Below are 21,110 nucleotides of genomic sequence, written 5' to 3'. Positions count from 1 at the left end.
CGGCCGTGAGCGACAGTGTTGCCCGGCCGCGTCTCGCGCTCGCCGTCGCGGTCGTCGCGATCAGCACGAGCGCGATCCTGGTCCGCTGGAGTACGGCCCCGCCGGTCGTCGCCGCGTTCTACCGGGTTCTGCTGACGACCGCGCTGCTGGCTCCCCTCTTGCTCGCTCGCCACGCCGACGCGCTCGGCGACCTCTCCGGACGGCACCTGCTGGCCGCCGGCCTCACCGGGGTGGCGCTGGCCGCGCACTTCGCGACCTGGTTCGAGAGTCTCTCGTGGACTAGCGTCGCCGCCAGCGTCACGCTCGTCCAGTCCCAGCCGATCTTCGTCGTCACGGGCGCGTGGCTCCTCCTGAACGAGCGCGTGACCGGGCGGACGGTTCTGGGAGTCGTCGTCGCGATCGGCGGGATCGTCGTCATGTCGCTCGGGGACCTGCTGGGCGGGACGGCCGTCGGCCCACGACCGCTGTACGGCAACGCCCTCGCGCTGGTCGGCGGGCTGATGGCCGCCGGCTACGTCCTCGCCGGCCGGTCGCTGCGGCAGCGACTCCCCCTGCTCCCCTACGTCACCGTCGTCTACGGCGTCGCCGCGCTGGCGCTGCTGGCGGTCGTCCTCGCACAGGGCCTCCCGCTGACGGGCTACGAGAGCCGGGAGTGGCTCCTCTTTCTCGGCATGGCCGTCGGTCCCGGCATCCTCGGGCACACGCTCGTGAACTGGTCGCTGGCCCACGTCGAATCGAGCTTGGTCAGCGTGACACTGCTTGGCGAACCGCTGGGCAGCGCGCTCTTGGCGTTGCTCTTGCTCACGGAAGTGCCGTCGTCGTGGACCGTCGCGGGCGGAGCGGTCGTCCTGGCCGGGATCACGCTGACCGCGCGGTCGTCGGAGTGATCGCCGCTACTGCTCTGCGAGTTTCTCGATCTCACCTTTGAGTCCGGCGGCCTCGAAGTCGTGGTCCGGTCGGATGTTGACGAAATCGAGGAACTCGCGGGCCGCGAGCAACTCTGCGGGCGTGTAGTGGTCGGCGGCCGCGTCGACGGCCCGCCGCCCGCCGGTCAGGGGCGTCAACGCACCCAGGGCACACGCGAGATCGTAGGATCGGGCGTCGTCGATCGCACCGTCACGGACGTTCGTCGCGTCGATGAAGTACAGTTCGCCGTCGGCGACGAGGACGTTCTCGGCTCGGAAGTCCCCGTGTGCGAGCCCCGCGTCGTGCATCCGGTGGAGGAAGTCGAAGACGGCCGGTGCGAGGTCGCTCGCGGTCTCGTCCGACAGCTCTTCGAGGACGGCGAAGTCGGGGATGTACTCCAGTACGAGCACCCCGTGGCCCTCGTACTCGAAGGCCTCGATCGGCTCGGGCGCGTTCACTCCCAGCTCGCGCATGGTTCGGGTCGCCGCCAGCTCGTGGTCGGCCATCTCGTAGGGCGTCCCGAAGTGCTCGAAGAAGCCTTCGGTCCCCGAGGAGAAGGCCCCGAGGTTCCGGCCGGCGGTCAACAGCGCGTGGACCAGGGAGTTTTGCTCGGTGATCAGCTTCACGAACCAGCGATCGTCGACGGCCATCGGGGTCGACAGCCAGTTGTCCGCGTCGAGGAACTCGACGCGAACCGACGGCTCGTCGTACCGCTCGCACATCTCCCCGGCGACGCCCTCCAGGGTCTCCCAGGGGACGCGACCGCGCAGGAACCGTCGAAACGCCATGAGCGTACTGAGGGGGGCCACACTCAAAGCGGTTCTGACGCCAGCCGTCACCATGCTATATGTTCGCTCGCCTCGAAGGCGGCGACATGGACTTTACCCTCCCAGACGAACACCGGATGATTCGCGATTCGGTCCGGGAGTTCTGTGCGGCCGAGATCGAACCCATCGCCCAGGAGATCGAGGACGAGCACCGCTTCCCCGCCGAGATCTTCGATCAGCTGGCCGAACTCGACGTGATGGGGGTCCCCATCGACGAGGAGTGGGGCGGACTGGGCGGCGACCAGCTCATGTACGCCCTCGTGACCGAGGAACTGGGTCGGGTGTCCGGCTCGATCGGGCTCTCTTACGCCGCCCACGTCTCGCTGGCCTCGAAGCCGATCGAGTTGTTCGGCACGGACCAACAGCGCGAGCGCTGGCTCCGGCCCCTAGCCGAGGGCGAGTACCTGGGGGGCTGGGCGCTGACCGAGCCAGAGAGCGGGAGCGACGCCAGCGACATGAGCACGACCGCGACCAGAGCGGGCGACGCGTGGGTGCTCGACGGTACCAAGCAGTTCATCACCAACGCCTCGGTCGCTGGCTCGCTCGTCGTCAAGGCCGTCACCGAACCGGGTGCGGGCTACGACGGCATCTCGACCTTTCTCGTCGATCCCGAGGCCGACGACGGGTTCGAAGTGACGACGGAGTGGGAGAAGATGGGGCTGAACGCGTCCCCGACCTGTGAGATCCGCTTCGACGACTGCCGGATTCCGGCGGACCGGCTCCTGGGCGAGCCCGGCGACGGCTGGGAGCAGACGAAGAAGACGCTGGACGGCGGGCGTATCTCCATCGCCGCCCTCTCGGTCGGACTGGCACAGGGCGCGTTCGAAGCCGCCCTCGAATACGCCAAAGAGCGCGAGCAGTTCGGCCAGCCCATCGGCCAGTTCGACGCCGTCCGGGACATGCTCGTCGAGATGGACCGCAAGATCGAGCGCGCCCGTCTGTTGACCCACAAGGCCGCGACCAAGTACGATCAGGGCGAGGACGTGGGCCGACTCTCCTCGATGGCCAAGCTCGACGCCAGCGAGATCTGCCGGGAGGTCGCCGAGGACGCCGTCCAGGTGCTCGGTGGCTACGGCTACACCACCGACTTCGCGCCCCAGCGGTTCTACCGGGACGCCAAGCTGATGGAGATCGGCGAGGGGACCAGCGAGATCCAGCGGCTCGTGCTGGGACGTGAACTTGGGCTGTAACGACAGCATTTTTTGCGGACGCCTGTCGTCGCAAGCGTATGCCCACGAGCGAACACGATCTCGACGACACGCTCCTGCCCGAGACGCCCGACGGGTACGCCCTGCCAGTCGAGTTTCGGTATTCGATGAGCGCCGTGGTCGCTCTCGTGGCAGTCCTCACGCCCGCTGCACTGGTCGCATCCGTCTCGATGCTACGCATCGGCCAGGGAGACGCGCTCCCGGCGCTGTTCGGCTACGAGGCCACCGCCGACGGCTTCTCGATCTCGGTGCCCGTCGTCGTCACAGTCGTGTTTGTCGTGACCGTCGCCGTCGTGACCGCGCTCCACGAACTCGTCCACGGGATCGTCTTGCGGTTCCAGGGCTACGACGTGTCGTACGGTGTCGTTCCACGGATGGGAGCGTTCTACGCGGCGGCCTTCCACCAGTTCCAGCACCGCGACGAGACGCGACTCGTCGCTATCGCGCCCCTACTCGTCCTTGACGTACTCTTGGTCCCGCTGGTGTTCGTTCCGATCCCGATGCTCGCCTTCGCCGCCTTCGTCGGCTTCCTCGTCAACACGGCGGGATCTGCCGGCGACCTCTACGTCGCCTGGCGACTCCAGCGCTACCCGCCGGGGACGCTGGTCTACGACGCCGACATCCGGCACATGTACGTCTTCGTCCCCGAGGAGTGACTGCCGACCGCGTCCGAGTCACTTCGCCTTCAGGTTGTGGACGGCGTCGAGCCAGTCTTCGACCTCGGCGGTCGGTTCGATGGCGTCGGCGATGGCGTCGGCGGACTTGTAGGCCATCGGGGCTTCGTCGCGCACCGATTCGACGACCGACTCGGAGTAGACGCCCTCCATCGCCGCCTCGAAGTCGGCCATGTCGACGGTCCGGTGGGCCTCGCCCCGGCCCATCACGCGGCCAGCGCCGTGGGGGGCCGTGTCGTGCCACTCGTCGTTGCCCCGCCCGCGTGCCAGCAGCGACCCCTCGGCCATGTTGAAGGGGACGATCAGTCGCTGGCCCTCGCGGGCCGGCGTCGCGCCCTTGCGGATCGTCAGGTCGCGGAAGTCGACGTAGTTGTGGATCGACTGGAAGCGCTCGACGGGCTCGACGCCGATAGCCTCACAGATCCGGTCGGACATGACCGCGCGGTTCCAGCGGGCGTACTGCTGGGCGAACAGCATGTCGACGTAGTAGCCGTGACCTTCGCGACCTTCCAGGTAGTCGAGATCGGTGTTGCGGTCGCCGCTGTCGGGCCGGAGGTCGCCGAGGCGGTCGAAGACGTCCTCGATCTCGCCGCCGTCGAACGCCTCGCGGATGGCGTCTTTCCGGAGGTGAGACTCGCCCTTGCCGCCGGTGACCCACTCGTAGAGGTCCCGATCCGAGATCGCTGTGGGGTCGAACTTCAGGTAGTCGTAGTACTCCTCGGGGAGCGAGTCACGGATCGTCGCGACGTTGCGTCGCTCGGTCGCCTTGCCCTGCCAGTACTCGGCGACCGACTTGCCCAGGTATCGCGAGCCGCTGTGGACGATTAGCCAGTAGTCCCCGGTCGTCTGGGCGCGAGCGAACTCCACGAAGTGGTTGCCACCGCCCAGCGTCCCGACGCCCCGGATGACGTAGCCCATGCTCTGGCGTTGCTGGGCCAGCACCCGCTCACAGAGCCCCTCGAAGTAGTCGGCGTCGTAGCCGTCGAAGTCGAACTCCAGGGGATCGATCGCGGTGCCGAACCGCTCCTCGAAGCTGGCCGCGAACGCCTCGAAGACCTCGTTGGCCCGCTCGAAGGGGAACTCCTCTATCAGGTGGACCGCGTCGTCGTAGTCGTGGACGGCCTGCCCCATCGGGATCACGTCGCGCACGCGGCGCTCGCGTTCGGCGTCCGAGAGCGGGAGCGTCGAACCCAGCTTCGTCGCGGCCATCCCACAGCCCACGTCGACGCCGACGATGTTGGGGACGATGCGCTCGCCGAGCGGCATCGTGAAGCCGATCGGTGCGCCGGCTCCCCAGTGGGTGTCTGGCATCACACGGACCGGTTCGGTGAACGCGGGGTGGTCGATCAGCGTCCGGATCTGGTCGAGGCAGTTCTCCTCGACAAGCGACTCGTCCTCGACCATGACCCGAGCCGTGGTGTGGTCACCCGTCAGTTCGATCATACGCGAGGAGTACTCCGCTCGCGCGCATGAACCTCACGGTGCCGTGTGATCGGGTGATAGGAGGCCGTAGCGGTACACGTCGACGTACTCGCCGTCGACGAACGCCTGCTCTCTGTGGACGCCCTCCCGCTCGAAGCCGACCTTCTGGAGGACGCGCTGGGACCCCTCGTTGAACGCGAAGGCGTTGGCGTACACCTTGTGGAGCCGCCGCTCGGTGAACGCGTAGTCGACGAGCGCTCGGGCCGCCGCCGTCGCGTAGCCGTTCCGGTGGTAGTCGGGGGCGATCCAGTAGCCAAGCTCCGCGTTGCCGAAGGTCTCGTTCACGCCGTTGAGGCCGACGGTCCCGACCGGCTCGCCGTCGTCACAGACCAGCAGGTGTACGTCGTCTCCCTCGACGACGTGGCGCTCGTACCACTCCTCTTCGGCGCTGCTGGTCAGGGGATCGGTCGCGGCGAGTCCCGGACGGACCGCCGGATCGTTCAGCGTCCGCCGACAGAAGTCGAGGTCTTCGCGTTCGATCGTCCGCAACTCGACGCCGTCGCCGTCGATGAACACTGGGCCGGGCATACGCCAACCCACCGGTGAGACACACCTGAGTGTTTCCCCAGTGTGGTGCGTGTTACCGCGTTTCTGCCACACCGCGCCTTCTTGTGCCGGTCGCCCCTCCGTCGGGGTATGCTCGACGCTGGCGACCCCGCTCCCGACTTCGACCTCCCGCGACCGCTCGCCGACGGCGACGAGACCTATCGGCTCTCCGCGGCGGCCCACGAGGCCCCGGTCGTGGTGGCTTTCTTCGGCGCGAACGAGTCCGGGACGGCGCTCCTTCGTGACCTCGCGGCTGTCGAGTGGTCGCGATCGATCGACCGGCTTTCGGTGCTCGCAGTCGGGATCGCGGACCTCGACACTGTCGAAGCGCTGGCCACTGACCTCGATCTCCCGTTCCCGATGCTCGCGGACCCGAACGCATTCTTCGCCGAGCGGTACGACGCCCTCGCGGAGACGCCCGACGGCTGGCGGCCCCGGCGCGCGCTGTTCGGCGTCGACCGGTCCTGTCGCCTCCGGTTCGCGTGGCGCGCAGACGATCTGGCCCCAGATCCGCCGATCGACGACGTGCTCGCGGCGCTCGAATCGATCTGAACTGTCGAGAGCGAGACTGGCGTTCCGCTCGTCGAACCCGTAGCCGTCACAGGGATCGTCACGAATGCCGGAGTCGAATCGCTCAAGCCGCGCCGGACCGAGCCACGCCCATGGGCACGACGCTCGCGACGCGGGAGGCACAGGCCGAGGAAGTCATCGAGCGACTGCACGAGGAGTATCCCGACTCCGCGATCTCGTTGAACTACACCAGTCGTCTGGAGCTGCTCGTCGCCGTCGTCCTCTCGGCGCAGTGTACGGACGAACGGGTCAACGAAGTGACCGCGGACCTCTTCGAGACGTACCAGTCCGCCCGTGACTACGCCGAGGCCGACGAGGAGCAACTGGCCGAGGACATCTACGGGATCACGTTCCACAACAACAAGGCCGGCTACCTCACGGCGGCCGGCCAGATCATGGTCGAGGAGTACGACGGGGCGGTGCCGGATACGATGGACGGACTCACCGACCTGCCGGGCGTGGGGCGCAAGACGGCCAACGTCGTGCTCCAGCACGGCCACGACGTGGTCGAAGGGATCGTCGTCGACACGCACGTCCAGCGCATCACGCGACGGCTGGGACTGACCGAGGAAGAGCGCCCCGAAGCGATCGAGGAAGACCTGATGCCGGTCGTCCCCGAGTCGGAGTGGCAGCAGTTCACGCACCTGCTGATCGACCACGGCCGCGCGGTGTGTGACGCTCGCAATCCCGACTGCGGCGACTGCGTGCTGGCCGACATCTGTCCGTCCGAGAAGGGCGACGGCGACGTGGACCTCGCCAGCGGCGAGCCCTGGTCGTGATCGAGTGCGCGTCGGCCCGTCACAGCAGGTATCTGATGACGTAGCGAACGACGCCGACCACGTAGGCGAGCAGCCAGAAGATCACGTAGCCGAAGACGCCGATCCGGAGGCGACTGCGCCAGTGGTCCATCCGGTCGCCCCCGATCTCGTCGAGCAGCAGTTCCTGATCGTACTCCTCGTAGAGGTCGTGTTCGTACTTCGCCCCGAAGATGCGGACGATCCCCGTCATCCCGAACAGTAGCATCGCGTAGGCCTGCAGTCCGAGGACGGCGTGCAGCGCCGAGAGCCCGCCGAACTGGTCGGGCAGCCGGGGGAGCATCCAGCCCAGCATCGGCACCGTCGTCAACACGAGGCCGGTGACGACGAACTTCAGGTGGTGCATCAGGACGCCCCAGGTGACGGGCTCGGTCTCGATGATGTAGTACGCGCCGTAGAGGAAACACGGGAGACTCGCGGTCACGGCCAGGAAGACGATCGTCGCGACGAGGGCGTCGGAGACCGGCATACCCCACCTAGGGAAAGCCCGCGCTAAAACGTGCCGGAGACCCGGCCGCGTTGCCGGACGGCGACAGGGGTGATGTCAGAAAGCACAAGAGCCTTTGGGACCTAGCGTCGCCACATGGCCGACCCGCAATCGACGCCGCCGGGAGACGAAGCCGACCAGCAGGGGGCGACAGCCGACAGCGGGATCGACGCCGACGACGAGCAGTCGTCCGGGCCAGCAACCGACGAAGCGTCGGTCGAGGCGCTCCGGGCGGAGGTCGAGGAGAAGTACGACTTCGACGACTTCGGCCCCGAGGACATGGCGAAGATGACCGCCCAAGAGTGGGAAGTCGCCTTCGAGGAGGAGAGCTGGATCACCGGTGGCGAGTTGCTCGATCGGGTGGCCGACGACCTCCGCTCGCGCGTCGCCACGCGCGAGGTGTTCGCCCGCGTCGAACGCCACACAGACCCCCAGCGCGTGCTCGCCTACTCCGACGAGGGGTACGCGCTGGTCTTTCCCGACGGGACCGTCGAGGGACACGGGACGGTGCTGCGCGACGTGAAGCCGACCGTCGCGCTCTGTTCGATGGACGACTACGACGTGCCGGAACCGCCCAGCGACGATCCGCTCCCCGAACCGGAGGAGGTCCCCGAGGGCGGCAACGAACTGGGCAACTGGATGCTCCAGTTGATCGCCGGTGTCCAGTTGCTCGCCGGACTCGTGCTGATCGGCGGCGGTATCCTGGCCGCCGCCGGTCAGATCGGCGGTGACGGTGCGAGCCCGGTCCTCCTGATCGTCGCTGGACTGGCGTTCCTGGCGATCGCACTCGTGCTCTTCCTGGTGGTCGCCAACGCCCGCCTCTCGGACAAGTTCCGCTCGGAGGAGTACCGCGATCGGCTCCGGGCCATCGGCCTCTCGGACGGAGAGCGTCCGGAGTTCGTGCCGGCGCTGGAACCCGACGGTTCCGGGCAGCGTGAGGACGGGCAACACGAAGGATAACGGTGCCTGCTGGCGGTATTCGGTGGGTTTATACAAATTCGGTCCTGAGTTTCGCACGTCTATGAATAGGCGGGAGTTCGTCCGGACTGCCGGGGGTGTCGCTGGGGCCTCCGCGGCCGCCAGCGCCACCGGCGCTGCCGTCGCCCAGGAAGAGGAAGGCGGCGATGGCGGCAGCAGTGGCGGCCCACCGGATTACGGCGACTGGTTAAGCAGCGTGAGCAACTTCGACGGCGAAACCGTCGACGCGACGGGCCAGGATTCGGCGACCGTCAAGGTCGGCACCCAGGCAAACGGCGGTGCCTTCGGTTTCGGCCCACCGGCGATCCACGTCGACAACGGCGCGACCGTGAAGTTCGAGTGGACCGGTGAAGGTGGTCGACACAACGTCGTCTCCGAGGGTGAAGGCCCACTCGATTCCGGGAGCGCCGTCGAGACGACCGGCGTCGAGTACGAACACACCTTCGAGGAGGACGGCATCTACCCGTACTACTGTTCCCCGCACAAGAGCCTCAACATGAAAGGGGCAATCGTCGTCGGGACCGACTACAAAACCAAAAGCTCGGGCGGCGGGGAAGGCGGTGGCGTCGAGACGCTCGACCCCGAGGAAGCCGGTGTGCCCATCCAGCCCCACTGGGTCGGTATCGGTGCGGGTCTCGCGATGGTCGTCTCGACGATCTTTACGTTCTACCTGCTGAAGTACGGTGAATCGGCCAACACCAAAGGAGGGAACAACTAATGTCCTCGACAGGCTCTAACTACGGCGACATTCATCGCTACGAACAGCCACGGGAGAGTACGGCGGCGGCCCTGGGGATCGTCCTCCTGACGATCATCGAGGTCGTCTTCGTCGGCCTGTTCACCTACGGCATCCTCGCGGGCTGGGCATCGGGCGTCGGGCCGTCCCTGACAGCACGGATCATCAACGCCAACATGTTCATGGGTGGCGTGTTGACCGTGATCTTCGTCGACCTCGCGTTCATCATGCTGCTGTATCGCAAGGAGTTCCTCCCCGACGTGATGATCGTCAAGAAGCGCCGTCGCAAGTGGGAAGATCTCTATATCCGCGAGGAAGACGTCGACGGCGAGTCCTTCGGCGGCGACGATCCCATCGAGAGCATCAAGCGAGCGGTCTACCCCTACTACAAGAAATAACTATGCCACTAGACGAAGACAAGTATCCGGCCGAATCCGGCCGTCGACGGTTCGTCAAGGGCGTCGTCGGGAGCGCGACGCTGTCGAGCGTCGGTGCTGGCGGCGCAGCAGCCCTCGACAGTACCACGTCGTCGGGCGGTGTCGGTGGCGGTTCGTCGACGTACGTCGCGATCGAAAACACGGCAGGTCCGGCTCCACGCGGCATGCCGATCATCCCGATCACGATCGAAGACGGGGAACTGAACGGCCTCTGGCCGGAGTACGACCCCGAGCGTGGAATCGCGATCGAGGACGACTTCGGCGGGAGCGGGATCCCCTACTCCTCGCAGATGCTCCAGTACTGCGGGCTCCAGACGGCCGAGGGCGTCCAGCCCCAGGCCGAACAGAACAACACGTTCACCATGACGACCGGTGACTACGACTGGCAGTCCGAGTACTCCGACGGCGACCCCCTCACCGTCGATATGTTCGACAACTACGAGGAGTGGGGCAACGACATCGGGAGCGATGGACTGGGCAAACCCGCGACCGCGAACTGGCGGTCCGAGGGTGACGTACAGAGCATCACCGTTCAGGTCCTCCGATCACCGGAGGTCCCCAAGATCGCGAACGGAGAGGGCAAGTACTCCAGCGTTCCGGGCCCGGTCCAGCAGTACTTCGCCGAGGCGACCGAACAGTCCTTCATGGCCTGGGTCAACAAGTGTACCCACTTCTGCTGTAACCCTGGCTACAAGACGCTGTCGGGCGCTGCTTCGTACAACGCCGAAGACAAGGTGTACTGCCAGTGCCACCAGTCGGTGTACGACCCGTTCAGCCCGACACAGGTGACCTTCACCGCGCTGCCGCGGCCACTATAGAACAATGAGTTTAGAACGCAAAGACGACCACGACCACAAAGGGTGGATGGAGTCCAGAGAGCTGACGACGCTCGAATCCATCTACCTGACGGCGCTGCTGTGGCTCGACAAGCGACTGCGCATCGTCGACTACCTGGAACTGCTCGAAGACCTGTACTACAAGGTCAACATGCAGATGCCAAAGAGCCACACGGAACAGTACAACCTCGACAACAAGTTCTGGTACTGGTACCCGCTGTACGCGCTCGGATCGTTCTCGACGATCTCCTACGTCGTCGCGGCGATCTCGGGTGCCTTGCTCGGGTTCTACTACGCACCGGCTGCGGCCGCCTCCGACGGGACAGCGACGGTCGCCTACGAGTCGGTCCAGATCATCATGGGCGAGCTCAACCTCGGGTACCTCCTGCGGTCGATCCACCGCTGGGCCGCGCAGGTGATGGTTGCCGCCGTGTTCCTCCACATGCTCCGGGTCTACTTCACCGGCGCGTACAAGGAACCCCGTGAGGTCAACTGGATCATCGGCATCGTGCTGATCTCGCTGACGCTCGTGTTCGGGTACACGGGCTACCTGCTGCCCTGGAGCCAGCTGAGCTACTGGGCCGGCCAGATCGGCGTCGAGATGGCGCTGTCGATCCCGCTCATCGGCGAGTGGGTCGCACAGCTGATGTTCGGCGGGTTCACCCTGTCACAGAGCACGTTACAACGGATGTACATCCTACACGTGTTCTTCCTGCCGTTCATCACGACTGCGATCATCGCAGTCCACATCGGTATCGTCTGGATGCAGGGCATCGCTGAACCACACTAATCATGAGCGACAACGACACCAACGACGACGTTCGTACGGACGGTTCCGGTACAGGCATCGTCGCGCCGGACGACGAGACGCCGACGTGGCGAGAGCGCAAGGAACGAACCGAGGGACTTGCCCGCCTGACCTACGAGTACTTCGAGCGGTCCCGGCGTGAAGACCAGGACCTGCGCCAGCAGTCGGACTACGTCGAGCGCGACGTGCTGGCGTTCCCGGCCTGGCCCCACGAGATGATGCGCAACCTCGCGCTCACCTCCTTCTTCGTGGGGATGATCCTGTTCCTCTCGGCGGCACTCCCCCCCGAGATGCCCCACCCGGCCAACGCCAACAAGACCCCGGCGATCATCCTGCCCGACTGGTATCTCTACTGGTCCTTTGGCCTCCTGAAGATCCAGAGTCTGAATCCGGAGATAAGTCTCCTCGGCGGCCAGAAGCTGATGAGCGACCGGATGTACGGCGTCATCGCGAACGTCGTCGTCGTCGGCATCGTCGCGATCGTCCCCTTCCTCAACAAGGGCTCGGCGCGGCGACCGGTCGAACAGCCGTTCTGGGCGGCCGTCGGGATGGCCGGCGTGGTCTTCAGCCTGACCATCGCGGCGCTGTCGGTCCAGAACCTCATCCCCATGGGGTCGGACCTCCTGCTCGACCTGAGCTTCCTGTTCCCGATCGTCTGCGGAGCGATCACCTACGCCGCGCTCCGGACGATGCGAGAGGGGTACATGTTCAACCTCAACCGCCGTTACTACCGGCTGCGACCGCCGAAGTAACTCGCCGTCGCTCTTCTCTCGCCGTCTCGCCCGATATAAGTAGCTGCCGCCCCTAGAGCCGTCGATGACGGACGAACAGTCGGTCGACGCGGGCACAGACCAGGACCGTGACGTGGTCGTCCCCCTCCGGGTGTACAAGACCGTCACCGTGTTCTCGACGCTGTTCGCGGTCGTCGGCGTCGTCGGTGGCTTCGTGCTCGTCGACCGAGCGACGGAACGAGCGACGCTCCCGGCCTCGGAAATCGACCCGATCGTGGCACTCGCCGGGATCGGGTTGATTGTGTTCGGTGCCGTCGTCTACGCCTTCTCGACGCGCTTTCGCACCGAGGAAATGGGAAAGTCTAAAGACGACGCTGCCGAAGATTCAGGTAATGGCTGACGAGTTCATCAAAGGGCTATCTGCCCTCGTGATCGGGGGTCTCGGCTGGATGACGGTCGCCGGCTGGTACAGGACTCCGAGCTTCGAAGGCGCACAGCTGACCGGCGAAGCGCCCCCCGCAGAGGCACTGACGGTCTACGACCAGGTGGCCCTGTTCATGGGCGACGCGTTCTTCTGGTTCGCCATCATCGGCGCGCTCACGTTCTGGCTCCTGATCCCGCTGGTCGAGGAAGGCCGCCAGGTCTGGGCCGAGCGTAGCAACTGATCGACGGCGTCGTTCTCGCTGCTCCCGCACGTGAGATCGACAGCTGCTTTGCTCTCTTCCGTTCAATCGTCGTGCCTCCGCTTCCCCGTACGCGGGCCGGGCGACGCGGGTAACACTGTCTGTGCTGTCTGTGATGTATTGAGCGTAGCGCCCCGCTCGTGACGGTGACTGCCGACTGCATCGCGTCGTCGCCGAGCCGGCGAGCGCGCTGCCGGCGTCGAAACGGGAGCTGCCAATCACAGAACAGAAACGTGGCCACGAGTGCGTGTGGCCGATCGGAGACGAAGCGACGACTGTCGGACCCACCACTGATCGGTAGCAATCACGGCCGGCCACACGCCACGTGGGTTGACCGGAAGACGGCGACGGCCCGTCTCATACGGATTATTGTAGCCGTTTTCCCGGTCGACCGCACCACGGTGTGCGGTCAATCCGGTAAAGATCTACAATAATCCGTCTCAGAGGATCGTTCCGAGCGTCCCGGTAAAGAGCATCTGGAAGCCCAGGTACAGAAGCGACAGCGTCCAGAGGCTCAGCGACGCCTTCGGTCGGTCCAGCGGGATGTCACGACGGGCTTCGACCTTCCGGGACTCGAACTCGAAGAGGTCGGTGATGAACAGTCCCGCCACGAACATCGAGAGGACCATCCCCCCGTGGTGGTTGACGGTGAGGTAGTAAAACGAGGCCAGCATCAACAGCACGTTGGTCGCCTCGTGAGGAATAAAGCGGCTGATCGCGTCCGCACCGCCGTCCTCGTACTGTTCGACGTGACGGTTGTGGGCGAGGTATCGCGTCACCATGTTGGCGACGACGAGCGCGAGCAGGACAGGCTCGATAAAACTGTGGAGCGTGTCCAGCTGCCCGAAGATGTTGACGAACGGCTCCATAGAAGCAAATCCGTCCGACGCCCATTAGTGTCTTTCCAATTCTCGGTCCGGGCTACGGGAATCTGGGTCGGCTCGCCGGGAGCACGGCGACCGTGACCGATCGATCCGTCGTCAGTGCCACCGTCTCTCCGGGCGAGACCGGGGCGACGGACCGATCGTCGGCGAACAGCGTCACGTCGGCTTCGTCTCGCTCGACGGTGAGGGCGATCCGTTCGTCGCCCACGAGCCAGTGGTCGGGGTTGGTCGCGAAGGGTGCGATCGGAGCGATCGCGAGGACGCCGGTCTCGGCAGCGACGACCGGCGTGCCGACCTGCCGTGCGTACCCGGGCGTTCCGGCCGGCGTGGCGACGACGACGCCGTCGGCCCGGAACTGCCCGACGCGAGTCGCCCGTGCGGTGACGGCGAACTCGGAGATCCGGGCGGCCTCCGATGTGACGAGCGTCACGTCCAGCAGGGCGCGGTCGACTCGCTCGCCGTCTAGCTCGACGGCGACGAGCGGGTGGGATTCAGTCGTCCACTCTCCGGCGACGATCGAGTCGGCCGCCTCGACGGCGGCGTCTCCGGGAACCGAGCGGAGTCCACGACCCGCCTCGACGGGAACGACCGCCATCGACGGTCGCTGGCGTGCGACCGCGAGCGTCGCAGGCTCACCGACAGCGACCACTACGTCGGGGGCGTCTGCGACGACGGCCTCGGCCGTGCCGGTTCGCACCTGCCCCCCTGCGTCTTCGATTGCGTCGACGAGATCGTCGCCGATCTCACCGACGACACCGACGACTGGTGCCCCAGAACTCATTGGTAGTGCATCCGAGTGGCCGGCAAAAAAGCTGCTGAACGACCGCGACAGTCAGGCGCTCAGTCGCCGACGGGCGTACTTCACGAGCGTCGGCAGGTCCGAGAGGTGCAACAGCTTGCTGATCGCGCGCTTCTCACCGGCGTTGACGCGTGCGAGCGTCCCCGCACCGACTTCTTTCAGGTCGGCCATCAGCTGATCGTAGCGGCTGTTGGGGACGAGATAGAGCAGTTCCGTCATCAACAGCCGCTCGCGGGCCCGCGGTGCGACCTCGCTGTGCCAGAGCTTGTCGTAGGTCGCCATCGTCTCGGCGTCGGTGTTTGGCGTCTCGGGCGTGAGGCAGGCGTCGGCGGTGATCGCGGCCATCCGGGCCGACTTCATCCCCTTGTGGATCCCCTCGCCCCACAGCGGATCGATCGTCGGGACGGTGTCGCCGATCGCCATGAACGAGTCCGTACTCATCGAGGACGGCCGCTGGATGTGTGCCGAGCCGCGGTGTTGTTTCGATTCGAGCTTCTCGGCGTCGTCGAATCGGGGATCGCGGTCGAGCCAGTAGTCGAGATAGTCGTCGATGCCCATTCCCTCCTTCGCTCGCTGGCTGTGGGAGTCGTTTTGGATGTAGCAGAGCCCGACCTTCGCCGACCGCCCGCCCGTGTGGAAGATCCACGAGTACCCACCCGGTGCGAGGTCGTGGTCCAGCCGGAGCATCATCGCGTCCCGGAGGTCGGCGTACTCGGGGTGGTTCACGTCGACGTTCTCGAACTCGTACTCGATCCCGATGGCCTGGTGCTCGCGCTTCAGGTCACACACGTCGAGTTTCTTCGCCAGCGGCGCGGCTGGTCCCGTCGCGTCGACGACGATCTCGGCGTAGACCTCCCGATCGCCGTTGTAGCTGACGCCGACGATCTCGCCGTCCTCGGTGATCGGCGCGGTCACCCGCGAGTCGAAGCGATACTCTGCGCCCTTCTCGCGGCTGTCGGCGACGAGGAACTGCTTGAACTCGGCGAATTCGAGCACCGCGCCGGCCTGGTCCTGGACGTAGTAATCGTTGGGCGATTCGAGGACGACGCTGTCCGTGTACTGCATGACCACGTCGTCGGGGATCGAAAACGACGCCATCATCGAGGGGAAGGTACCCGCAGTCGACTTGTTGCTTTGACGTGGGAACCCGTCTTCTGGCTCCGTTTCGAGGACGAGAACGTCGTAGTTCCGCGCAGCCAGGTCCCTGGCACACTGGGCCCCCGCTGGCCCGGCACCGGCGACGACCACGTCAAAACGCTCACTCATATCCTGTGATACGACGTGCCGGTAATGAGTCTTGCTGAACGTCGTCGCCGCGTCTCTCGAAAGCGTAAAGCCCCCGCCGAGCACAGCACTTCGATAGCGCGGGCGATTTCGTCCGCAGGTGGTCTCAATGCTCAAGACAGGTGCAGGGCGACTCGCCGACAGCGGTCGGCTCCCGACGGCAGTCAGAGCGGTGCTTGGCTACTACGCCGACGCTGGCGTCTTCGACTACGGGAGTCTGTCGCTGAAAGGCGAGATCGACGATCGGACCGAGCGGATGATCGACGACGTGTTCGCGCTCGTCGAGGACGCCCTCGCGGAGGCGTTCGACCGCGACAGCGTCAGCTTCGAGTACGACACGAAGCTCGTGTTGCCCGCACAGCTGACGCTTGGCTACGTCTACCGCCGTGCGCGCCAGCGGGCCGGCGAGGACCCCGTGACCGACGAGATCGCCAGCGGCGTCCCCGACGTCGACGAGACGGCGCTCCAGGCCGGCCCCGCACAGGAGCTGTCGCCCCGTGAGATGGTCGTTCGGGCCGAGCAGATGACCCGCCTCTCCATCGAGGCGCTGATCGACGGCGACATGCGCGATGCGATCAACGACGCCGAGTTCGCGGACTTCGCCGTCGACTTCGAGCCCGACGAGATGCGCCGCGTCGCCGAGGTCGCACAGGGCGCGCTCCAGGACCACCTCGACGAGATCCTCGACGGGCTCCCGCCGATCGTCGCCCAGCGCTACCAGTGGGCCGTCGACTACAGCGAGGCCCACCAGGACCGGGACGCCCACTTTCGCGACCTCATGGACGCCGCCGAAGACGGCGACGACGCGGCACTCGCGGACGTTCGCGACGAGTACAAGTTCGCCGCGTTCACCGACGACGACGTCGCCGAACTGTTCTCGGAGGCCGAACGAGAACTTCCGTACATGAAGACTCAGTACGCCCGCGTCGGCGTGCTGTACGACGGGATGCTCGACCTGTACCGACTCGCCGGCCTCGACGTCGAAGACGAGTTCGCCCGCGCCATCGTGCTCGCGATCGTCGGCGCACAGATCTGGCTCGACGACGTGGACGACTACGCCGACGACCGTCGTGAGGGACAGTTGACGCCGGTCACCGCCGAGTACCTGCTGGCACCCGACGACGAGGCGGCCTACCGCCGGGTCGTCGACATCACCGAACAGTACCTCGATCTGGCCAAGGAGTACGCGACCGCCGTCGACTCGCCGCTGACCGGCGTGGCTGTGGAGTACATCTATCGGTCTGGTGACCCAGAAGTACTCCCCGGCAAGCCCTGAGCCACGGGATTCGCGTCGTGCGCGAATCCCGCTTTTTCGCCCACGTTTTTCGGGGAGCGGTTGTGAGTAGTGCGGGACCAGCGGTCCCGCATACCATGCGAACGGGCCTGCGGCCCGTGAGCAGACGGGGCGAACAACCCGACCACGAAAAAGGTGGTTGCCAGGACATCTATCGGTCTGGAGAACCCGACGTACTGCCGGGCAAACCCTGAGCACGATCAAGCGACGCTACAGCTTCGCACCGTCGCCCACTGCGATCACGCCTCGCATCCCCTTCTCCCGGTGGGTACTGCAGTCATAGTCGATGTGGACCGTGCTCATCGGCCCGTCGTAGACGTAGGCGTAGGTGAATCCCTGTTCGTCGGTCCGTCGGCTGTCGATCTCGTGATCGGTCTCGGCAACGACGTCGTGTAGTCCGCCCTTTCGCGGCGATGGGCGCGGACGCCGACGCAGAATGAGTCGTTGTTGGCCTGAACCGACCATTGCTATACGGTCAGCATCCGGGCGACCGAGCGGTTCGAAGAACCCGGTAGGTCGCCCGGTTCACGCGAATCGCCGTCGGCGATTCGCGCCTTTTTCGCCCACGTTTTTGCGCGAGCGGTTCGCGCGAAGCGCGAACCCGAAGCGGAAAAAGGTGGTCTAGTAAAACTCTCGAACGAGGTCCATCGCACCGTCGGGTGCGCCGTCTGGGATCTCGCTCATGTTCTGGTCGAACCCTTCGCGCTCGTCGAAGGGCACGGAGTCGTCGTCGCGGTAGAGCACGCCCATGTACTCTTTGTCGCCGTCGAGGATCTTGTCTTTGGCCTGATCGGCGTCGGTCTCGTCGTGGTCGGTCTCCTCCAAGTCCTGGATGGTGTCGCGGAAGTAGTCGTAGGTGTCGACGTCGTTGAACGTCACACACGGCGAGTAGACGTTGACGAAGCCGAAGCCGTCGTGTTCGATCGCTTCCTGGACCAGCTGGGCGTGGCGCTGGGAGTTCGAAGAGAACGACTGAGCGATGAACGTCGCGCCCGCCGAGAGCGCGAGGGCCTTGGGATTGACCGGCGGCTGGTTCGGACCGTCCGGCGAGGTCGAGGTCTCGAAGTCCTCGCGCGAGGTCGGCGAGGCCTGGCCCTTGGTCAGCCCGTAGATACGGTTGTCCATGACCACGTAGGTCATGTCGACGTTCCGGCGGACGGCGTGGATGAAGTGGCCGGCACCGATGGAGTAGCCGTCGCCGTCGCCGCCAGCGACCATCACTTCGAGGTCGGGGTTGGCGAGCTTGACGCCGATGCCGACCGGGAGCGCGCGCCCGTGGACGCCGTGGAGCGCGTAGCTGTGCATGTACGTTCCGATCTTGCCCGAACAACCGATGCCGGCGACGACGAAGGTGTTGTCGGGGTCGTTACCCGTTTCGGCCAGCGCCTTCATCATGCCGTTCATGGTGCCGAAGTCACCGCAGCCGGGACACCAGGTCGGTTGCTTGTCGGACTTGAAGTCGGTAAAGCGAATGTCTGAGCTCATGCTGACACCTCCGTCTCTGCGGCGACGGCGTCTTTGATCTCTTCGGCCAGTTCGTCGGCCTTGAAGCGGACGCCGTCGTACTTGTTGACGCGGTCGACGCGTTCGAGCACGTCGTGTTCGATCACGTCGGCGAACTGCCCGGTGGCGTTACACTCGACGACGATCGTCTGCTCTGCGGCCTCGATCTCCTCGCTGAGGTCGGGTCGCGGGAAGATGTAGGGCACCGAGATGAAGCGCACGTCGAGGCCCTCGTCGGCGAGCATCTCCAGTCCTTCCCGCATCGCGCCCTCGTTCGAGCCCCACGAGACGACCAGCGTGTCGGCGTCGGGATCGCCGAACTCGCGGTAGTCCCAGTCTTCCTGTTCGCGGGCGGTCTCGACCTTGCGTTCGCGCTTCTCGACCTGTTCCTCGCGGACCTCGGTATCTTCGGTCCGGCGACCGAGCGCGTCGTGTTCGAGGCCGGTCGTCATGTGTGCGCCGCCGCTCGTTCCGGGGAACGTCCGCGGCGAGACGCCGTCGGCGCTGGGGAAGTGTGGCTGGAACTGATCCTTCTCGTTTTGCCAGCCGTCGATGTCGTCCTCGTCGACGACCTTCCCGCGCTCGATCTCGACCTCGTCCATGTCGAAGGTCTCGGGTGCGAACGTCTGTTCGGTCACTGCCAGCGCGAGGTCGGACACGAGGAAGACCGGCGTCTGGTACTTCTCGGCGAGGTTGAACGCCTCGACGGTCTTCCAGAAACACTCCGAGATGTTCGTCGGCGTGACGACGAACCGCGGAATCTCGCCGTGGCCGCCGTACAGCGCCATGTTGAGGTCGCCCTGTTCTTGTTTGGTCGGCATCCCCGTGGAGGGGCCAGAGCGCATCACGTCACAGATCACCAGCGGCGTCTCGGTGGTCGCGACGAGCCCGAAGGTCTCGGTCATCAGGTCGATCCCGGGGCCGGATGTGGCCGTCATCGCACGCGCGCCGGCACGGGCAGCGCCAAGCGCCATGTTGATCGCGGCGAGTTCGTCCTCGGCCTGGACGACCTTGCCACCGAACTGGTCGACGCGGCCGGTCATGTACTCCATCACGTCCGTCGCGGGCGTGATCGGGTAGCCGGAGTAGAACCGACAGCCGGCGGCGATCGCGCCCATGCCGATGGCCTCGTCGCCGTTGAGAAGCACGTAGTCGTTGTCCGTCGTCTCCAGCGAGTAGCCAAAGTCGTGGTCGTACTCCGCCTGGACGAACTCCTGGCCGGCGCGGGCTGCCTTCTTGTTGTTCTCGACGATCGCCTCGCCTTTGTCGCCGAAGCGCTTCTCCAGGGACTCGTCTAAGTTCTCGATGGGGAAGCCGGTCACTTCACAGGCGGCACCGAGCGCGACGACGTTGGCCATGATCGCGCCGCCGGCCTCCTCGGCGAGTCGCTTGAGCGGCACTTCGAGACCGATCATCTCGTCGGGGATCTCGACGTTCTGCATCGTCGTCCGCTCCCCGTCGTAGATGATGACCGAGCCCTCGTGGAGCTCGTTCATGTTCTCGTCGATGGTACGTTCTGTCAGTGCGATGAGTACGTCCAGTCTGTCGACGACACTCTCGACGCGGTCGACAGCCGTCCGGACCTTGTAGGCCGTGTACCCACCGCGGATACGCGACGCGAAGTCCTTGGACGTGAAGACGTGTCGACCTGCCCGTGAGAGTGCCTGGGCGAAGATTTTCCCGGTAGAGTCGATTCCATCGCCGGCTTCGCCGCCGATGGCCCAGTTGAGGTCTTCGGGCATTCTAGCCTCGGGTACCCGTCGCCAAAGGAAAAACCTTCTGTAAACCGTCGACTATCGGGTGGAGCGATTCTGCAATCGTAGCGTCGGGGATATATACACGATTCCGAGTCACAATTTTCGTCACACGTTGCGTCGCCGGGATCGAAACCGGCTTGCCGCCGATCCACCAAGCGACCCCATGGACGACACCGACTGTCGCGTCGCGGCCGTCCGAGCGGTCGGCCCCGACACGGTGGCGATCGACATCGAGACGCCAGCGGACTTCTCGGCTCGACCGGGACAGTTCGTCAAGCTCACCTTCGAAGTCGACGGCGAGACCGAACCGCGATTCTACACGATCTCCTCGCCCGAGGTGACCGAGACGTTCGAGATCACGGTCGGGATCGATCCCGACGGAACGGTCGGACCGCTGCTTGGCGATCTGACGGCCGGCGACACCGTCACCGTGGCCGGTCCCTTCGGCAGCGACTACTACGAGGACGAGTCACGAGCGGTCGTGCTGGCCGGCGGTCCCGGTGTCGGCCCCGCCGTCGGAATCGCCGAGCGTGCGCTGGCCGAGGGTAACGACGCGGCGATCGTCTACCGGGACGACGAGCCGGTTCACGAGGAGCGACTGGCGGCGCTCGACGACGCCGGTGCCTTCGTGCGACTCCTGGACGCCGACGAGGACCTGACCGACGCCACCGCCGCGGCGCTCGAAGACGGCGGCCAGCTGTTCGTCTACGGGTTCGCCGACTTCATCGACGCGGCGACGGCCGCCGTCGAGGATGCCGGCGGGACGACCGACGACGCCAAGATCGAGAACTTCGGGTAGCTGGGACTCCCGGGGTGCTCCGCTGGGGGTTTCGGGAGGACAGCGTCGTCGGCTGGCACTGCGCGC

General features: G+C 65.8%; 25 protein-coding genes. 15 read left to right on the top strand and 10 right to left on the bottom strand.

Annotation, left to right across the window (positions count from 1 at the left end):
• The first annotated feature begins 5 nt into the window (after nt 1–5).
• On the top strand, nt 6–887 hold the full coding sequence (locus IL252_RS03615; RefSeq protein WP_208626727.1) for a DMT family transporter: 882 nt from the start codon (nt 6–8) through the stop codon (nt 885–887).
• A 6-nt stretch (nt 888–893) separates the two neighbouring features.
• On the opposite strand, the gene IL252_RS03610 is transcribed toward IL252_RS03615, so the two are convergent.
• Nucleotides 894–1,694: an RIO1 family regulatory kinase/ATPase gene (locus tag IL252_RS03610; RefSeq protein WP_208626726.1), complete on the bottom strand. Its 801-nt coding sequence runs from the start codon at nt 1,692–1,694 to the stop codon at nt 894–896.
• Between the two features lie 86 nt (nt 1,695–1,780).
• On the opposite strand from IL252_RS03610, the gene IL252_RS03605 reads away from it, so the two are divergent.
• Together IL252_RS03605 and IL252_RS03600 are read left to right on the top strand one after the other, a co-directional pair.
• The gene (locus tag IL252_RS03605; protein ID WP_208627368.1) at nt 1,781–2,923 is read left to right on the top strand and encodes an acyl-CoA dehydrogenase family protein; all 1,143 of its coding nucleotides are present in this window, start codon (nt 1,781–1,783) and stop codon (nt 2,921–2,923) included.
• A gap of 38 nt (nt 2,924–2,961) precedes the next feature.
• A complete protein-coding gene (locus tag IL252_RS03600) occupies nt 2,962–3,597 on the top strand; it encodes a DUF3267 domain-containing protein (RefSeq protein WP_208626724.1) in 636 nt (211 codons plus the stop codon).
• A gap of 18 nt (nt 3,598–3,615) precedes the next feature.
• Here the strand turns inward: IL252_RS03600 and IL252_RS03595 are convergent, their stop codons facing one another.
• Nucleotides 3,616–5,058, bottom strand: a complete 1,443-nt coding sequence (locus IL252_RS03595) for an RtcB family protein (RefSeq protein WP_208626723.1) — start codon at nt 5,056–5,058, stop codon at nt 3,616–3,618.
• 33 nt (nt 5,059–5,091) lie between these two features.
• Nucleotides 5,092–5,625, bottom strand: a complete 534-nt coding sequence (locus IL252_RS03590; RefSeq protein ID WP_208626721.1) for a GNAT family N-acetyltransferase — start codon at nt 5,623–5,625, stop codon at nt 5,092–5,094.
• A gap of 108 nt (nt 5,626–5,733) precedes the next feature.
• Here IL252_RS03590 and IL252_RS03585 point away from each other — a divergent pair, with 108 nt between their 5' ends.
• Both IL252_RS03585 and nth read left to right on the top strand, forming a co-directional pair.
• A complete protein-coding gene (locus IL252_RS03585) occupies nt 5,734–6,195 on the top strand; it encodes a redoxin domain-containing protein (protein ID WP_208626719.1) in 462 nt (153 codons plus the stop codon).
• Nucleotides 6,196–6,305: 110 nt separating this feature from the next.
• A complete protein-coding gene (gene nth / locus IL252_RS03580) occupies nt 6,306–6,992 on the top strand; it encodes an endonuclease III (protein ID WP_153554100.1) in 687 nt (228 codons plus the stop codon).
• Nucleotides 6,993–7,011: 19 nt separating this feature from the next.
• Here the strand turns inward: nth and IL252_RS03575 are convergent, their stop codons facing one another.
• The gene (locus IL252_RS03575; RefSeq protein ID WP_153554099.1) at nt 7,012–7,497 is read right to left on the bottom strand and encodes a hypothetical protein; all 486 of its coding nucleotides are present in this window, start codon (nt 7,495–7,497) and stop codon (nt 7,012–7,014) included.
• Between the two features lie 114 nt (nt 7,498–7,611).
• Here IL252_RS03575 and IL252_RS03570 point away from each other — a divergent pair, with 114 nt between their 5' ends.
• The 8 genes from IL252_RS03570 (at nt 7,612) to IL252_RS03535 (ending at nt 12,706) form a co-directional block, all read left to right on the top strand.
• Complete coding sequence (locus IL252_RS03570) at nt 7,612–8,475, top strand: hypothetical protein (RefSeq protein ID WP_208626718.1); 864 nt, start codon at nt 7,612–7,614, stop codon at nt 8,473–8,475.
• A gap of 61 nt (nt 8,476–8,536) precedes the next feature.
• The gene (locus IL252_RS03565; protein ID WP_208626716.1) at nt 8,537–9,211 is read left to right on the top strand and encodes a halocyanin domain-containing protein; all 675 of its coding nucleotides are present in this window, start codon (nt 8,537–8,539) and stop codon (nt 9,209–9,211) included.
• The gene (locus IL252_RS03560) at nt 9,211–9,627 is read left to right on the top strand and encodes a hypothetical protein (RefSeq protein WP_208626714.1); all 417 of its coding nucleotides are present in this window, start codon (nt 9,211–9,213) and stop codon (nt 9,625–9,627) included. Before IL252_RS03565 ends, IL252_RS03560 begins: the two co-directional genes overlap by 1 nt.
• A gap of 2 nt (nt 9,628–9,629) precedes the next feature.
• Entirely contained in the window at nt 9,630–10,484 is an 855-nt protein-coding gene (locus IL252_RS03555) for a Rieske 2Fe-2S domain-containing protein (RefSeq protein WP_208626713.1), read from the top strand.
• 4 nt (nt 10,485–10,488) lie between these two features.
• Nucleotides 10,489–11,292 carry a cytochrome bc complex cytochrome b subunit gene (locus tag IL252_RS03550; protein WP_170095075.1) on the top strand — a complete coding sequence of 268 codons (804 nt, stop codon included), beginning with the start codon at nt 10,489–10,491 and terminating at the stop codon, nt 11,290–11,292.
• Between the two features lie 2 nt (nt 11,293–11,294).
• The gene (locus IL252_RS03545; RefSeq protein ID WP_170095074.1) at nt 11,295–12,062 is read left to right on the top strand and encodes a cytochrome bc complex cytochrome b subunit; all 768 of its coding nucleotides are present in this window, start codon (nt 11,295–11,297) and stop codon (nt 12,060–12,062) included.
• A 64-nt stretch (nt 12,063–12,126) separates the two neighbouring features.
• Nucleotides 12,127–12,441 carry a hypothetical protein gene (locus tag IL252_RS03540; RefSeq protein WP_153554092.1) on the top strand — a complete coding sequence of 105 codons (315 nt, stop codon included), beginning with the start codon at nt 12,127–12,129 and terminating at the stop codon, nt 12,439–12,441.
• Nucleotides 12,434–12,706 carry a hypothetical protein gene (locus IL252_RS03535; RefSeq protein ID WP_170095073.1) on the top strand — a complete coding sequence of 91 codons (273 nt, stop codon included), beginning with the start codon at nt 12,434–12,436 and terminating at the stop codon, nt 12,704–12,706. The genes IL252_RS03540 and IL252_RS03535 overlap by 8 nt, the downstream gene beginning before the upstream one ends.
• Nucleotides 12,707–13,164: 458 nt before the next feature.
• Here IL252_RS03535 and IL252_RS03530 read toward each other — a convergent pair whose 3' ends face one another.
• Genes IL252_RS03530 through IL252_RS03520 form a run of 3 tightly spaced genes read right to left on the bottom strand, consistent with a single transcriptional unit; the run spans nt 13,165 to nt 15,673 of the window.
• The gene (locus tag IL252_RS03530) at nt 13,165–13,593 is read right to left on the bottom strand and encodes a hypothetical protein (RefSeq protein ID WP_208626712.1); all 429 of its coding nucleotides are present in this window, start codon (nt 13,591–13,593) and stop codon (nt 13,165–13,167) included.
• A gap of 52 nt (nt 13,594–13,645) precedes the next feature.
• On the bottom strand, nt 13,646–14,389 hold the full coding sequence (locus IL252_RS03525) for an NAD(+)/NADH kinase (RefSeq protein WP_208626711.1): 744 nt from the start codon (nt 14,387–14,389) through the stop codon (nt 13,646–13,648).
• A gap of 51 nt (nt 14,390–14,440) precedes the next feature.
• A complete protein-coding gene (locus IL252_RS03520; RefSeq protein WP_153554088.1) occupies nt 14,441–15,673 on the bottom strand; it encodes a digeranylgeranylglycerophospholipid reductase in 1,233 nt (410 codons plus the stop codon).
• A gap of 127 nt (nt 15,674–15,800) precedes the next feature.
• Here IL252_RS03520 and IL252_RS03515 point away from each other — a divergent pair, with 127 nt between their 5' ends.
• On the top strand, nt 15,801–16,967 hold the full coding sequence (locus tag IL252_RS03515; protein WP_208626710.1) for a hypothetical protein: 1,167 nt from the start codon (nt 15,801–15,803) through the stop codon (nt 16,965–16,967).
• 228 nt (nt 16,968–17,195) lie between these two features.
• Here IL252_RS03515 and IL252_RS03510 read toward each other — a convergent pair whose 3' ends face one another.
• The 3 genes from IL252_RS03510 to IL252_RS03500 all read right to left on the bottom strand — a co-directional run bounded on the left by IL252_RS03510 (nt 17,196) and on the right by IL252_RS03500 (nt 20,230).
• Nucleotides 17,196–17,450, bottom strand: a complete 255-nt coding sequence (locus IL252_RS03510; protein ID WP_208626709.1) for a hypothetical protein — start codon at nt 17,448–17,450, stop codon at nt 17,196–17,198.
• Between the two features lie 156 nt (nt 17,451–17,606).
• Complete coding sequence (locus IL252_RS03505; RefSeq protein WP_208626708.1) at nt 17,607–18,470, bottom strand: 2-oxoacid:ferredoxin oxidoreductase subunit beta; 864 nt, start codon at nt 18,468–18,470, stop codon at nt 17,607–17,609.
• Complete coding sequence (locus IL252_RS03500) at nt 18,467–20,230, bottom strand: 2-oxoacid:acceptor oxidoreductase subunit alpha (RefSeq protein ID WP_208626707.1); 1,764 nt, start codon at nt 20,228–20,230, stop codon at nt 18,467–18,469. Before IL252_RS03500 ends, IL252_RS03505 begins: the two co-directional genes overlap by 4 nt.
• A gap of 178 nt (nt 20,231–20,408) precedes the next feature.
• Here IL252_RS03500 and IL252_RS03495 point away from each other — a divergent pair, with 178 nt between their 5' ends.
• Complete coding sequence (locus tag IL252_RS03495; protein ID WP_208626706.1) at nt 20,409–21,044, top strand: FAD-dependent oxidoreductase; 636 nt, start codon at nt 20,409–20,411, stop codon at nt 21,042–21,044.
• Nucleotides 21,045–21,110: the final 66 nt, after the last annotated feature.

This window comes from Halomicrobium sp. IBSBa (assembly GCF_017612575.1).
Lineage (GTDB): Archaea > Halobacteriota > Halobacteria > Halobacteriales > Haloarculaceae > Halomicrobium.
The sequence above is the reverse complement of the archived record's forward strand: the minus strand, read 5'-3'. Positions and strand labels throughout refer to the sequence as shown.

Bases quoted from the DNA above. Each gene is read 5' to 3' on its own strand.
- IL252_RS03610 (WP_208626726.1), bottom strand. From the start codon at position 1,694: ATGGCGTTTCGACGGTTCCTGCGCGGTCGCGTCCCCTGGGAGACCCTG.
- IL252_RS03605 (WP_208627368.1), top strand. From the start codon at position 1,781: ATGGACTTTACCCTCCCAGACGAACACCGGATGATTCGCGATTCGGTC.
- IL252_RS03600 (WP_208626724.1), top strand. From the start codon at position 2,962: ATGCCCACGAGCGAACACGATCTCGACGACACGCTCCTGCCCGAGACG.
- IL252_RS03595 (WP_208626723.1), bottom strand. From the start codon at position 5,058: ATGATCGAACTGACGGGTGACCACACCACGGCTCGGGTCATGGTCGAG.
- IL252_RS03590 (WP_208626721.1), bottom strand. From the start codon at position 5,625: ATGCCCGGCCCAGTGTTCATCGACGGCGACGGCGTCGAGTTGCGGACG.
- IL252_RS03585 (WP_208626719.1), top strand. From the start codon at position 5,734: ATGCTCGACGCTGGCGACCCCGCTCCCGACTTCGACCTCCCGCGACCG.
- nth (WP_153554100.1), top strand. From the start codon at position 6,306: ATGGGCACGACGCTCGCGACGCGGGAGGCACAGGCCGAGGAAGTCATC.
- IL252_RS03575 (WP_153554099.1), bottom strand. From the start codon at position 7,497: ATGCCGGTCTCCGACGCCCTCGTCGCGACGATCGTCTTCCTGGCCGTG.
- IL252_RS03570 (WP_208626718.1), top strand. From the start codon at position 7,612: ATGGCCGACCCGCAATCGACGCCGCCGGGAGACGAAGCCGACCAGCAG.
- IL252_RS03565 (WP_208626716.1), top strand. From the start codon at position 8,537: ATGAATAGGCGGGAGTTCGTCCGGACTGCCGGGGGTGTCGCTGGGGCC.
- IL252_RS03560 (WP_208626714.1), top strand. From the start codon at position 9,211: ATGTCCTCGACAGGCTCTAACTACGGCGACATTCATCGCTACGAACAG.
- IL252_RS03555 (WP_208626713.1), top strand. From the start codon at position 9,630: ATGCCACTAGACGAAGACAAGTATCCGGCCGAATCCGGCCGTCGACGG.
- IL252_RS03550 (WP_170095075.1), top strand. From the start codon at position 10,489: ATGAGTTTAGAACGCAAAGACGACCACGACCACAAAGGGTGGATGGAG.
- IL252_RS03545 (WP_170095074.1), top strand. From the start codon at position 11,295: ATGAGCGACAACGACACCAACGACGACGTTCGTACGGACGGTTCCGGT.
- IL252_RS03540 (WP_153554092.1), top strand. From the start codon at position 12,127: ATGACGGACGAACAGTCGGTCGACGCGGGCACAGACCAGGACCGTGAC.
- IL252_RS03535 (WP_170095073.1), top strand. From the start codon at position 12,434: ATGGCTGACGAGTTCATCAAAGGGCTATCTGCCCTCGTGATCGGGGGT.
- IL252_RS03530 (WP_208626712.1), bottom strand. From the start codon at position 13,593: ATGGAGCCGTTCGTCAACATCTTCGGGCAGCTGGACACGCTCCACAGT.
- IL252_RS03525 (WP_208626711.1), bottom strand. From the start codon at position 14,389: ATGAGTTCTGGGGCACCAGTCGTCGGTGTCGTCGGTGAGATCGGCGAC.
- IL252_RS03520 (WP_153554088.1), bottom strand. From the start codon at position 15,673: ATGAGTGAGCGTTTTGACGTGGTCGTCGCCGGTGCCGGGCCAGCGGGG.
- IL252_RS03515 (WP_208626710.1), top strand. From the start codon at position 15,801: ATGCTCAAGACAGGTGCAGGGCGACTCGCCGACAGCGGTCGGCTCCCG.
- IL252_RS03510 (WP_208626709.1), bottom strand. From the start codon at position 17,450: ATGGTCGGTTCAGGCCAACAACGACTCATTCTGCGTCGGCGTCCGCGC.
- IL252_RS03505 (WP_208626708.1), bottom strand. From the start codon at position 18,470: ATGAGCTCAGACATTCGCTTTACCGACTTCAAGTCCGACAAGCAACCG.
- IL252_RS03500 (WP_208626707.1), bottom strand. From the start codon at position 20,230: ATGCCCGAAGACCTCAACTGGGCCATCGGCGGCGAAGCCGGCGATGGA.
- IL252_RS03495 (WP_208626706.1), top strand. From the start codon at position 20,409: ATGGACGACACCGACTGTCGCGTCGCGGCCGTCCGAGCGGTCGGCCCC.